Below are 13,211 nucleotides of genomic sequence, written 5' to 3'. Positions count from 1 at the left end.
GGAAGCTTCAATCCTGCATTTTTTACAAGACATAGGGCTGAACTGCCAAAATCTATAATAATTCGCTTTTACTAACACTTAACAAAATGAAAAGAAACGCGCTATTATTCATTTTGCTCTGTACATCCGTTTGGAGCTGCCAGTCGAACGAGGGCTGGGAAACACTATTCGATGGAAAAACTTTAGAGGGCTGGCATATTTATGGTCATGGTAAAAACTATAACGGTTGGTATGTAGATGAAGGCGTTCTCGTGTTCGATCCCGAAGAAAGAACAGAAGCATTTAATGCCAACCTCACTACAGACAAACAGTACAGTAGCTTTGAACTTTCTCTAGATTGGATGATCTCCGAACATGGTAATTCAGGCTTAATGTGGGGTGTGGTTGAAGCTGACAGCTACGAGCACCCTTACCAAACTGGTGCCGAAATTCAGATTTTAGATGATGGTTGGTCGGAATATGTAAACGAAAGAGGAGATATCAATAGAGCAGGCTCTCTCTACAACCTGATGCCACCAAGCAAAGTGGTAAGCAAAGGTGCAGGCGAATGGAACAGCTACCTGCTACATATAGACCACGACAAAAATGAAGGTTTTCTCGATTTTAATGGCAAAAGGGTGTTGGAATTTCCCGTGAATGGCTCTGAATGGAAAAACCTGATTGAGCAGTCACCTTTTAGCGCTTGGGAGGGCTTCGGCTCATCTAAAAAGGGTCATATTTCTCTTCAAGAACATGGTGGCAAGGTAGCCTTCAGAAGATTAAAGATCAGGGAGTTGAACCAATAAGCCGTCTTATAAACTTAAAATCAAACACAAGAATATTCTGAGCGTATGACAGATCTGGAAAAACAATTAGACTTTATATACGAAATAGACAAGCTCAAGTACATAGAGCGAATGACCTGCCTTTTCAACAGCACCAGAAATGAAAATGATGCAGAGCATAGCTGGCACTTGTGCATGATGGCCCTGGTTCTTCATGGTCAGTCAAATGAAAAGATCGATTTGTTGAAAGTCTTGAAAATGCTTCTCATTCATGATATTGTTGAAATTGATGCCGGTGACACCTTTCTCTTCGACACCAAGAAAAATCATGACAACACCGAAGAAGAACTAAAAGCAGCTAAGCGAATCTTCGGAATGCTCCCTGAAGAACAAGGGGTTGAACTGATAAAAGTATGGCAAGAGTTTGAAGCCGCTGAAACAGCAGAAGCTAAATTTGCTAAAGCCATAGACAGACTAGCCCCAATGATGCAAAATGCTACAAACAATGGTGGTACTTGGGCACAGCATAATGTTTCTTATGAAACTGTAATAGAGAAAAAGAAACGAATTAAAGATGGCTCTGAATCGCTCTGGAATTACGCTAAAGGTCTAGCTGACAATTATTACAAAAAGGCTTAGAGGTATTAACCTCTGGTCATGCTTTCGCTCTGCTTAAGCTCGATTGATAAATTTGACCAATTGAGAGAGTGGGTTAAAATTCACTCCTGCTTGCTCCATGAGCAACCTGTACTTTTCTGCCAAAACATGGTTATCAAGCCTGATGCACTGACGGTACTCATAATTGAGCCTTTCCTGTAGCGCTTTTCTTTCACTCTTAGTCCGAACTAGGTGAAATGCCTTTTCACAAACTTTAAACACAGAATTCATCTGCTCATTGAAATGAAATCTATATCGTTGACTGCTCATACTACTCTGGAGCTTCCGCTTGTTCATGAGCACTTCGTTTAGATAAGCGTACTCATAAAACCTGCTAGACCTTACCCAAAAGTCAAAGTCTTCATAAGCCAAGCTTTCATCATACCCCCCCAACCTATCAAACACTTCTCTTTTGATAACCATAGTTGGAGTGCAAATGAAATAACGTTTAAGAATCCACTCGAAAACATCACCTGTCGGCACTTCCTTGATCATGCCTTTCTTCATCAGGCTCTCAGTGTGGTTTTCAATTACTTTTCCTGCTCCATCTATATAATCCGCATTGGAGAAAATCACACCCACTTTGTCTGAAACAGCTTCGAATTTTTCAATACTCTTTTTTAAAAAGTCTGGTTTCATTACATCATCTAAAGCAAAGTCTACGATGTAATTGCCAGAGCTTAAGGCGAGCCCCTCATTGAAGGTTTTAGTATAACCTTGGTTTTTACCATGAAAAACCGTTTTAACATCTTTCCCTTCAATAGCACTCATTATGTTTTTCACGCTTTCATCGGTACTTCCATCATCCAAAATAATCACCTCTACGGAGTCATAAGTCTGACCGAATAGGGAGTTTAAGGCCTCGTTTACATATAAGGCATGGTTAAATGAAATACAGATTACAGATACCGTAGGGTTCATCTAAAGAGGGTTCTTCTATTAAAGATGAGCAGAATTATGAAAAAGCCAATGTACCTCCACATGTAGCCTAAAGTTAGTGCTTCTAAGTCGTGAGTTTTTAACAGTAAAGAAATCACGCTCACGTAAATGAGTGCCGAAATAAGCTGAGCCGCTATGTACTTCATGGTCTGCACTTTCGCGCTAAGCAAATAGGCCAAGAGGTAAGCCAAAATACAGAAGAAATCTCCCACTACTTGATATTGCACCAGGTATGCAGCTCGCTCAAAACCATTGTCGAAGAATAGTTTGAGAATAAACTCTTTATTTAAATAGTAAACCCCTAAACACAATACCGAAACAAAGGCTACAAAGCCCATCACCTTCAATACATAGCTTTTAAGTGCTACTTGATTATGAATGAGAGAAGCCATTTTAGGATAATAAACCACACCTACAGTACCCGTAAACACCAATAGATAACTGGTAGACATTTTTGCAACAGACTGCCAAAGGCCAGTTCTATCGAGTCCGTATAAATCAATGACGTAATCGCGAACACCAAAGTCTAAGAGCCTACCAAATATGATGGCGCTTATGGCCATTGCCACGAACTTCCCCACTTTCTTAAGCGATTCGGCATCTGGGCTGCCAAAACTTAACTTAATGCTTCGCCTTTTAAACATTAGGTAAGCAAAAGCCACAATTGCCATTAAACCGTAACCAGCAGCAAAGCTCAAAAGAGCCTCATCTACCGAACCATGCTTCACCCCCAAGTACACCAATCCAACCAGCACAAATAGGCTAGTGATGTTGATTATCGCATAAACTTTTACCTTCCGTAGTGCCAGAATAACCGAGTTCAGGTAGCCTGACATTAGCATTAGTAAGATGGATGGAATAAACAGCAGTAGAAATTGCTGGGTGGTCAATTCAACAATGAACCGATTGAAAAAATACTCTCCTTGCCAGAAGTAAAGCAAACCAAAAGAAAGGGCAAAGATGAAGAGTGTAACCCATAAGCCGGTTTTAAAGATTCTCTTCTTTTGGTCTTCTGTCATCTCCGCATCCGACCAATATTTCATTATACTTCTGTTTACACCCTCATTAGGAAGTAGCGTAAACAGCGCTGTTAAATTCTGAAAATGAGAGAGTAAGGTAATGCCAGAAGTACCTAGCAGTACTGCGAAGAGTTTATTTATTGTTAGCCCTCCTAAAGCTCTAAAAACCACGGCTGTGAAAGACCAAGAAGAACTTCTCAGAAAATTAGACTTCAATATTTGTGTCTTTCCTTCTAGCTTATCTTTTTCCTCCAACTCCATGCCCTATATACCTTTCCGCCTAATCTTTCCTTAAACAATCTTAACCCTGTATTTACATTTTTATGCACATATGAGGTACCTAAGTCCAAGTGAGTAAACCCATTAGCCTGACCCCATTCGTAGATTTTATTGGTCAACATAACCATAGGGCTATACGCATTATACGCGTCATAACTGGCGGGAAAGAAATTATACAATACCCTATCACTCACCTTTACTACAATAGACCCAGCTATCATCAACCCATGTTCGTTCTCTATGCCGAACGCGTGATATGCTTTTGGGTTTCTTTTGTTAGAATTATGCAAATCGGCCCATGTCATTGACAGGCCTTTGTCAGCTGCGGTTCTCCATCTATCTATCTGATGGAAAGCCCCGGCCAGCTCGCTCTTCCTATATTTCTTATAAGTAAAACCGGATTTCTCACACTTTTTGAGTCTCCGTTTTTGCATATCTACCATTTTCTCTGACAACGGTAAGCCATCAATGTCAATTCCATGATAGTCCCTTTCTTGAATAATGTCATACTCTAACTCTAGTAAGACATCGTTGATGGTATCCTGTAGCTGATAGTTTTCTGGTGGCTGATGTAACCTGATTTCCTGAATTCCTTCACTGGCCAGTGTGCTTTCTACAGCTTTGATGAAGTTTTTTAAATCTGCGGCAGATAAAGAATCTTCAAATTCAACCCCTCCAAAAGGAGCCTTTAGCGGACTGACAGCGATATCACCATCAACGCTCACAGCCAAATGTGCTAGATATTTATTACTGCTCTTATTAAAGAAATAGAAATACTTTTGTGGCAGATTATTATTGGCCTTCAAAAATGCTGGAGTGCTGTAAAGCAGCTGAGGGTAATTATACTCTCCCCCATCTATTGCGGAATTATGCAGCTCAAACTGCTCCATTAAAGTCTTCTTTATTTCGAATATAGTCTTCTTCAGAAAACTCATCTGAAGCCAAACCGAGTAATTGAGCTCCTCTGCTAAACAGCATTTTCCCCCACCACATGGCAGGAATGTATAAGCCCTGGTTTGGCTTATCTAAGGTATAATTCAGTACCCTACCTTTTCCGTCATCCAATACTGCCTCAATTATTCCATTAGTACATACAATCACTTGTTCGCCAGTTTTATGAGCATGACCGCCACGTACCTGTTGATCTGGCACTTCCGTAAGCCAGTAGACACGTTTCACCTCAAAAGGAATATCTCTTAGTCCCTCTAAATAGTTCAGTTGTCCTCGTGCCTCTGAAACACCCGAAAACATAAGAAAAGCTGGCTCTTTATTCATTGATTAAAATCTCTCTAGGGAAAGTAACTCATCTACTTTTCAGCGACAAGAAACTAGTTCAGTTTATGAGCTATAACTCTAAATTCAACAGCTATTTCTCGTTGCCATTAGTAAAGCTAAATAACCGATTATACAAAATAAAACTAGGTACTGAGCTAGTATCTACCGCCTGTTTTCAAGGGAATAAAGACTCCTATAAGAAGCTCAATTTCTGCACTTTATCCTGTCAAAGAATATTGACATTTCTATCAAATTCTATACGCCTGATTCGATGTTATGAATCAGGTGATCCGTTCAAGATTTATTACTTATCTATATCAACATCAAAAAACTTGATGTCAACCTCCTCCTTCAGCTCACCCTCTATATACTGTTGCACCAATTTGGGATAAATATCTCTTAACCTGAACAGTATGTCAAAAGCCACTAAAACATGGTGTCTATCACCTCTTCTTTCATTAACAATAGATCGGATTGTGGCCTTACTGAGCCCTAAAGCCTCAGCAACAAGCTCATAATCCCCATCTCTCTTACGCTTTTTTATTTCTTTAAAGCTACTCATATTCGTCACGATATCGCGTTACACACCTAGGATTTAACTGAAAATGTCCATCAATTCGAACAACACCTATAACCCATGTCATTTGGAGAAAAACTCAGAAAGCTTCGAGAAGCCAGAGGGTTAAGCCAGGAAGAGCTGGCTAACATGATGAATAAACTATGCACCAGTCAACTCAAACGTAATACCATATCCAACTATGAAAGGGGCATAAGCTTCCCAGACTACCAAAAGCTAACCACCTTAGTCAAAATTCTTGACACCACAAGTGACAACCTGTTAGGCATCTCTAAAAGACCCCGAAAATCTAGGTTAGGTCAAAAACCCTTGGAAACGGCAGCTAATGAAAAAGTAGTTGAGGCGACTTTTAGAAAAGAGTCGGCTGACTCATTTTCAAAAAATTCTAGAGATTCTTCTCCTGTAATAAGTGAAGTTAAATATATCTCTACTAAAGAGCATTATTTCTATGCAAAAAATAGTTCTAACCTAGCTTATATAGCAACACTCCCTACTATAAAGCTGCCATACAACAACGAAAAACAGCTCAGAGCCTTTCAGCTTCCATCGGATATGGAGCATCTGTTTGCCAACATGATTATTAAGTATGGCGATGTATTGATAGGTGAAAGAAATGAGTTAGCTACCATAGATGAAAATGTACTGTGCTACATTACTATATGGAAAGATCAAGGAGTGAAGCTGCTCAAGAAATTCGAACTAAAAAAGGCGTTGAATAACTCCGAAATGTTAGAAGTATGGACGCTCAAAGCAGTAATTACCTATGACGAAACCTACGATCACTCGCACAACTTATAGACAACGGACATCAGGAAGTTTGGCAATAACTTAGATAGCAATTAGTCTTTTGAGCTTCATAAAGAAAAGCTCAATAAGAACAAGTAAATTCGCGGGCTATGCTATATCTCTTGCTAACTATTCTTGCCAATGTGGCCATTTTCATGGCTTTTCGGTCATTCAGCAAGTTCAACATCAATACGCTTCCGGCCATAGTGGTCAACTATGGGGTTTGTGTTATCACAGGAACATTATATGTAGGTACAACTGCCATTAGTAGCGAATTTGCTCCTAACTCTTCTTGGTTTATTTCGGCCATAATACTTGGGCTCATATTTATAAGCACCTTCTTTTTAATGGCACATACCACACAGGTTAGAGGTGTTTCTGTGGCTACTGTTGCAAGTAAAATGAGTTTGGCTATCCCGGTAGTCTTTAGCCTTTTCGTATTTAAATATGCACTAAACGAGCTAGACACTTGGAATTATATTGGCATAGGGCTAGCATTTGTTTCCATTTGGCTAGTTAGTAGAAAAGCCAACAAGACGGCAGAGGTAAGACTTACTTTCAAGTTTCTACTTCTACCCATGTCTATTTTCTTTTTAGGCGGACTTATAGATACCTACCTTAACTACGTAAACCATCACTTCATTACTGAAGAAATAGAGTCAATATATCCCATTTTTGTGTTTGCATCTGCCTTTGTAACGGGCTGTATTGTTTGTTTGGTTAAGGGCGTTAAGTTTGGCAGAAAAGAATTAATAGGTGGCTTATGCCTAGGCGTACCTAATTATTTCTCCATTTACTTCAACCTAAAAGCGCTATCTGCTTTTGATAACAATGGAGCCATAGTTTATCCTGCCCTCAACATCGGAATCATTATTTGCTCTACTCTGCTCGCTATTGTGCTGTTCAAAGAAAAGCTATCTAAACTGAATTACATTGGTGTATTATTGGCATTAGTGGTCATCTTTCTTTTGAGCTATCAAGAGATTTTGAAAGCTTTGTAAAATGCAGGATTCATACCGCACCATTTCCAAAACCTCAGAAAGCTTATACAAAGAAAAGGGCAGTAAGTTCATTGGTATTGCCTTGCCTGCCAGAACTGAAGATGATGTAAAGGAGAAACTAGAAGAGATAAAGAAAACGTATTATGATGCCCGTCACCATTGCTATGCCTACATTTTAGGCGCTGATGGTGCTCAATACCGAGCCAATGACGATGGTGAGCCCAACCACTCTGCAGGCGACCCGATTCTAGGGCAAATTAGGTCGAAGGAGCTGACCAATACTTTAGTGGTTGTTGTAAGATATTTTGGCGGAACCAAGCTCGGAGTAAGCGGACTCATTAATGCTTATAAGATTGCTGCAGCAGAGGCTTTAGAGCAGAATAAAGTAGTCGAAAAACTAATTACTAATTCAGTAAAGTTCATCTTCCCTTATGAAGAAATGAATGAGGTGATGAAGCTGGTGAGTGATTTTGAGTTGGAAATTGTCAGCCAAAATTTTGAAATGGAGTGTGAATTAAAGACGGAAGTCATTGTTTCTAAGACAGAAGAGCTTAGAAACAAAGTAACTTTGCTGCAGAACTTAAGCCACCCAATTCAATTTGATATTCCTGAATGAAACACCGATACCAATTCCCGATAGAAAGCGAACGCATTAGCTTTCGATTATTAACCAAAGTAGACACCAAAGCTTGGGAAGCTTTCTTTACTGACAACCCATATCTGCACTATGTAGGCGTTTTAGATCCAAAAACTCCTGAAGAAGAATCTAAGATTTGGGTGGAGAGGCAAATGAAGCGCTATGGTGAAACTGGAGTTGGAATTTTGGCGGCTTGCCTCAAAGAAACAGGAGAATTGATTGGCAATGCCGGTATTATCTGGCGTGAAGATGTATTGGGTGAAGAGCGTTTCGAAATCGGTTACTCTGTTATTCCCAAATACTGGAAACAAGGTTATGCCTCTGAAATGGCTATCAGACTGAGAGGGTATTTTGAAGAACACAAAATAGACAGCAGTGTTATTTCCATCATTAATATTGACAACATCGGTTCGCAAAAAGTGGCTATGAATAACGGGATGTCAAGAAAGTGTGAGTTCGAATTCCTAAACACACCATGTTATATTTACGAACGCACCTATAATAGGTAAGTAATAACATACTACACACAAACTAACTCATTCATTAACAACACCTAAGTGTATTACCACTGATAGAAAAATCAATAAATAATCAATGATCTTCCTTTGATTCTAGCAGTCAAGCAGCGTAATTCATAAGCCAACTTTTTCAACCTTAGCTTATGAAAAATTTTGTTCAACGCGTTAAAGAACAAAATCGGATCCCTAAATCTGGAGAAATAAAAACCGCTAAAGACAGTTTTTTACGCGGTGCTTTTTGGGGTCTACTCCTACTCTCACTTTTTATAATGGCCTTTGCCGGTTTTTACTTCAGAACTGGCCTCCCTATAGCACTTCAAGTATCTGCCTATGTACTACTTGGTATTTTAGCTTTTTACCTGTTCCGATGGGTAGCTTCTGTACTTAAAGCTATTACCGATCATTTCCCCATTCGGTATTTGTCCATAATTCTCGCTGTCATTGGTATTGTTTTATTAGCACAAGAACTGAGGCTGAGCTGGCCAAACGATGTGCTCAATTATACTTTAGCCGCATTTATTATTGGTGCCATTTTTATTGGAGGAGCTATTTATTCACTCATTAAAAAGCAAGGTTCCATTGCCTTCTGTACCTTCTCAGTTGTTCTAGGCCTTGTTTGTTTTTACCTCCCTCTTCGTCAGGTTATTCCTTCTGGAGAAGACTCGTATCCAGTAGATTTTCAACCTGTAATTAAAAATAGCTTAACAGACCTTGGCATTAGTAACCATTCAGAAAATGGAGACTATAGCTTCAAGTACTTTACTTATGGCAGCGGGAATAACGATAGAAGACCTGAGTTTGGAGATAGTGTAGATTACCAGACGGAAACCGTAGACGCTAGCCTGCTGCTCCCTGATTGGAGTGGCAAAAAGAAAAAATGGAGAGAGCGCTTTTGGGGATTTGGAATTGAAGAAGCCCCTATAAATGGCAGGTTTTGGATGCCTGAAAAAGAGGGGAAATCACCTATAGTACTTATTGTTCATGGTAACCATAGCATGGAGCACTTCTCAGACCCTGGCTATGCCTATTTGGGCGAATTATTAGCTAGCAGAGGTTTTATAACCGTATCTGTAGATGAAAACTACATTAACGGAACGTGGTCTGGAGACTTCAGGGGAAAAGAAATGCCAATACGTGCTTGGTTGCTTCTGAAGCATTTAGAACAATGGAAAAATTGGACTGAAGACACTTCTTCAGATTTCTTCGAACGGGCCGATTTGGAAAATGTGATACTCATAGGTCATTCTAGAGGTGGCGAAGCGGTAAGCATTGCCGCACAGTTCAATGAATTAGCCTACTTTCCAGATAATGCAAACGTTAAGTTCGACTTTAATTTTGGCATTAAAGGTTTGGTAACCATTGCTCCTACAGATCAGCGATATTTTAGAAGAATGGAGCTCAAAAACATCAACTATCTTTCTCTTCAGGGCTCATACGATTCCGATGAAGTTAGTTTCTTTGGCTTGAGGCAATATCAACGCATTAACTATACCGACTCCTTAGAATACTTTAAAGCAGGAGTACTGATTCACCGAGCAAACCATGGTCAGTTTAACTCTATTTGGGGGAGAAGAGATTTCGGAGAACCTTATGGCTGGTTTTTAAATACTGGAGCATTAATAAGCGGTGAAGAACAAAGAAAAGCTGCCAAAGTATACATTTCTGCTTTTGCCGAACGAGTGTTTAATCAAAGAGAAGACCTAGAACCATTGTTTGTCAACTCTGCAACTGCTGCGGATTGGCTTCCTAACACGGTATTCTTAAATAACTACTCTACTTCAAAAGATTCTATTTTAGTGAATTACGAAGAAGATATTGACCTTACTTCAACGTCTATTGGTAAAGCAGCAGGCAATAACTTAATGGTTTGGAGAGAGCAACCACTGATGATGCGCGGTGGAGAAACACAAGGCACCAATGCTGTAATCTTAGGCTGGGACAATGACTCTATCAGCGCCACCGCTGCTTATCAGCTTTCATTAAACGATAGTTTAGATATGGCTAACTACTCGGAATTACTGCTCACCTTGGGGCGAGCTAGTGACAAAGACTTGGAGGTTGCTGACACTACAGACATTGACTTTCAAATACAACTGATTACCGATTCTGACACCTTCGCTACTAGCTTACTACAACACAAAAGGCTTGCTCCAAAGCTTAAAGTAAGGTATATGAAACTCGAAGGAATGAATAACTCCTTTGGAGGAAACTGGGAGATTGCTACTGAATCAGTAAGCATACCACTATCTGATTTTGGAGCTGATTCTACTACCGTGAAGTCCATTAGATTCATATTCAACCAAACAGAAAAAGGGCTAATAGCCCTTGATAATATTGGTTTTAGACACTAGCCAATCCCCTCCTGATTTAAGAGGGGCTAGAGGGTGGTCATTCAGACCTTAATGAGCGAGCAGGATTTGCCAGTGCTGCCCTTCTCGCCTGATTGACCACAACGGCTATAGCAAAAACTAGTGCAACTAGTCCTGTTAACGCGAAAATCCACCAATCTAAAGAGGTTCTAATGGTGTAGCGCTGTAGGTAGCTGCTAAGTAAGAAATACGCTAAGGGAGCAAATATTACAAACGACATTAGTACAAGCTTTGCGAAATCTCGAGACATAAGCCCTACCAAATTTGTAACTGACGCTCCAAGCACCTTTCTTATTCCAATCTCTTTAATTCTCTGTTGTGCGGTATAAGAAGCCAGTCCGAACAAGCCTAAACCCGTAATAAATATGGTAAGCAAAGCAAAAATCATTGACAGTTTCCGGGTCAGGTTTATAGTTGTGTACTTTCTTTCAAAAGCTACATCTACAAACTCATATTCAAACGGATAAGCAGGATTGTATTCTTCAAAAACCTCCTGAACCCCGGCTAATAAAGACTGCATATTATTAGTTGCTGGTAAACGAAGTGTAACTGAACCGCCCCAGTCATCTATTACCATAAACATTGGCCTAACTTCTTCATAAGGAGAGCCCATCATCACATTATCAACAACACCTACTAAGGTTCTTTTTTCTCCCCACAAGTCTAACTGAGTTCCTACAGGGTCACCTTCTATGCCCATCAAATCTAAAGCAGATTTATTGATCACTATAGCTGAAGAATCGGTAGCAAACTCTTTGCTCAAGTCTCTACCAAAAAGCATTTCTGCCCCCATGGTTTCTGCCCAGTCATAGCCTCGCACAACGGTAACAAACATCACCTTTTGACTTTCTGGCTTACCTGGCCACCCCAAAAAATTGTTTGAATTAATACTGGTAACACGGCTATTAGATCGTGTCATATTAACAATCAGGTTCTTCCGCTTAAGCTCATTCTTTATAACATCATAGTTCTCGGATATAGCATCGGTCAAGGTCATTGAAATCAAACCCTCTTGACTGTAGCCAATATCTCTGCTCTTAGCTAGGTCGATCTGCTTGAGAATTACAATAGTGCTGATTATCAAAACTATAGCAAATCCAAACTGAAGCATAACAAGTATTCTTCTCGGCAGGTTGGCATTCTTGCCTACAGATATTTTTCCTTTTAAGGTTTTTACCGGATTGAAGGAAGAAAGGTAAAGAGAAGGGTAGCTACCAGAAATTACACCAGTAACTAAAATAATAGCCAATGAGAACACCCAAAATTGAGAAGCTCCAAAATCAATACTCAACTGCTTATCTACCAAATTATTGTAAGAAGGCAAAGCCACAAAAACTAGTAGTAAAGCGAACAAATAAGAAATTAGGGAGATGAGGACAGACTCTCCATAAAACTGCATAATTAACTGACCTCGTTTTGAACCCAAAGTCTTTCTAATCCCTACTTCTTTGGCCCTTCTTTCGGAGCGGGCGGTCGCCAAGTTCATAAAGTTGATGCACGCTATTATCAAAATGAACAAGGCAATTATGGAGAATAGAGTTACATATTCATGCTGACCGCCCGACTCAACACCATTTTCAAAGCTGGTATGAAGCCTCCATCGTGGCATTGGGTGTAAAAAGAACTCTCTTGGCACATCGGTTTGTCCCTTTTCAGTGAGTATGTCTTTAATGCCTGCTTCTACTTCTGTTTCATCGGTAGTATTGGCCAGCTCTACAAAGACTTGAAATGAATAATTTCCCCAGTTCTGTTCATTATCTCTTACCCACTGCTGTATAGATGCCCTGTGTTTCCACGGAATCAGATAATCAAACTGAAAAGTTGAGTTCTGAGGAATATCTTTGAATATGCCTGTTACTTGAAGTGTACTAGCATCTTCAACCTTTAGGAATTTTCCTATTGGGTCTTCGCCCTCTTCAAACATGGTAGCGGCTAACTTCTCAGAGATAACAATAGAAGAAGGGTCATCTAATACCATACTTCTGTCTCCTTCAACCATAGGAAACTCAAACATATCCAGAAACTCCTCACTTACATAATAGCCCTGAATATTGATTCTCTTGTCACCATTAGCCACTAACCTCTTACCACCCCAGCCAGTTACTGCAGAATTCACAATTTTGGCGTGAGCAGACTTCAGCTCTAAATAAGTAGGTAGAGGAACCGAGTTCCAGGACTGAACACTCCCATCATAGCTGGCATTTACCCATACCTGATGAAGCTTATCTACTTTTGGAATAAACCTGTCAAACGATGTTTCATCTCTTACCCAAAGCAGTATGAGAATACTGCAGGCAATTCCTACAGAAAGACCTGAGATGTTAATTACAGAGTAAAGTGAGTTTTTACGAAGGCTGCGAAAAGCAACCACTATGAAGTTCTTGAGCATT

General features: G+C 39.9%; 13 protein-coding genes. 7 read left to right on the top strand and 6 right to left on the bottom strand.

Annotated features, from left to right (window positions below):
- Positions 1-86: 86 nt before the first annotated feature.
- Entirely contained in the window at positions 87-785 is a 699-nt protein-coding gene (locus AWW68_RS09665) for a 3-keto-disaccharide hydrolase (protein WP_068220052.1), read from the top strand.
- A gap of 45 nt (positions 786-830) precedes the next feature.
- Positions 831-1,403 carry an HD domain-containing protein gene (locus AWW68_RS09660; RefSeq protein ID WP_068220049.1) on the top strand — a complete coding sequence of 191 codons (573 nt, stop codon included), beginning with the start codon at positions 831-833 and terminating at the stop codon, positions 1,401-1,403.
- Positions 1,404-1,436: 33 nt separating this feature from the next.
- Here the strand turns inward: AWW68_RS09660 and AWW68_RS09655 are convergent, their stop codons facing one another.
- The 5 genes from AWW68_RS09655 to AWW68_RS09635 form a co-directional block, all read right to left on the bottom strand.
- Positions 1,437-2,342: a glycosyltransferase gene (locus tag AWW68_RS09655; RefSeq protein ID WP_068220046.1), complete on the bottom strand. Its 906-nt coding sequence runs from the start codon at positions 2,340-2,342 to the stop codon at positions 1,437-1,439.
- A complete protein-coding gene (locus tag AWW68_RS09650; RefSeq protein ID WP_068220043.1) occupies positions 2,339-3,640 on the bottom strand; it encodes an MATE family efflux transporter in 1,302 nt (433 codons plus the stop codon). Before AWW68_RS09650 ends, AWW68_RS09655 begins: the two co-directional genes overlap by 4 nt.
- Positions 3,613-4,548 (bottom strand): GNAT family N-acetyltransferase, encoded by a 936-nt coding sequence (locus AWW68_RS09645; RefSeq protein ID WP_068220041.1) that lies wholly within the window; start codon positions 4,546-4,548, stop codon positions 3,613-3,615. The genes AWW68_RS09650 and AWW68_RS09645 overlap by 28 nt, the downstream gene beginning before the upstream one ends.
- The gene (locus AWW68_RS09640) at positions 4,535-4,933 is read right to left on the bottom strand and encodes a sugar 3,4-ketoisomerase (protein WP_068220038.1); all 399 of its coding nucleotides are present in this window, start codon (positions 4,931-4,933) and stop codon (positions 4,535-4,537) included. The genes AWW68_RS09645 and AWW68_RS09640 overlap by 14 nt, the downstream gene beginning before the upstream one ends.
- 304 nt (positions 4,934-5,237) lie before the next feature.
- Positions 5,238-5,495 (bottom strand): hypothetical protein, encoded by a 258-nt coding sequence (locus AWW68_RS09635; protein ID WP_157717594.1) that lies wholly within the window; start codon positions 5,493-5,495, stop codon positions 5,238-5,240.
- A 75-nt stretch (positions 5,496-5,570) separates the two neighbouring features.
- Between AWW68_RS09635 and AWW68_RS09630 the strand changes: the two genes are divergently transcribed.
- The 5 genes from AWW68_RS09630 (at position 5,571) to AWW68_RS09610 (ending at position 10,803) form a co-directional block, all read left to right on the top strand.
- On the top strand, positions 5,571-6,308 hold the full coding sequence (locus AWW68_RS09630; RefSeq protein ID WP_068220033.1) for a helix-turn-helix domain-containing protein: 738 nt from the start codon (positions 5,571-5,573) through the stop codon (positions 6,306-6,308).
- Positions 6,309-6,406: 98 nt separating this feature from the next.
- Entirely contained in the window at positions 6,407-7,297 is an 891-nt protein-coding gene (locus AWW68_RS09625) for a hypothetical protein (protein WP_068220030.1), read from the top strand.
- Position 7,298: 1 nt separating this feature from the next.
- Positions 7,299-7,913 carry an IMPACT family protein gene (locus AWW68_RS09620; protein ID WP_068220027.1) on the top strand — a complete coding sequence of 205 codons (615 nt, stop codon included), beginning with the start codon at positions 7,299-7,301 and terminating at the stop codon, positions 7,911-7,913.
- Complete coding sequence (locus AWW68_RS09615) at positions 7,910-8,443, top strand: GNAT family N-acetyltransferase (RefSeq protein WP_068220024.1); 534 nt, start codon at positions 7,910-7,912, stop codon at positions 8,441-8,443. Before AWW68_RS09620 ends, AWW68_RS09615 begins: the two co-directional genes overlap by 4 nt.
- A 152-nt stretch (positions 8,444-8,595) precedes the next feature.
- Entirely contained in the window at positions 8,596-10,803 is a 2,208-nt protein-coding gene (locus tag AWW68_RS09610) for a hypothetical protein (protein WP_157717593.1), read from the top strand.
- Positions 10,804-10,840: 37 nt separating this feature from the next.
- Here AWW68_RS09610 and AWW68_RS09605 read toward each other — a convergent pair whose 3' ends face one another.
- Complete coding sequence (locus AWW68_RS09605; RefSeq protein WP_068220019.1) at positions 10,841-13,210, bottom strand: ABC transporter permease; 2,370 nt, start codon at positions 13,208-13,210, stop codon at positions 10,841-10,843.
- Between the last annotated feature and the right edge of the window lies 1 nt (position 13,211).

The sequence above is a fragment of the Roseivirga spongicola genome, from assembly GCF_001592965.1.
In the GTDB taxonomy this organism is placed as follows: Bacteria; Bacteroidota; Bacteroidia; order Cytophagales; family Cyclobacteriaceae; genus Roseivirga; species Roseivirga spongicola.
The sequence above is the reverse complement of the archived record's forward strand: the minus strand, read 5'-3'. Positions and strand labels throughout refer to the sequence as shown.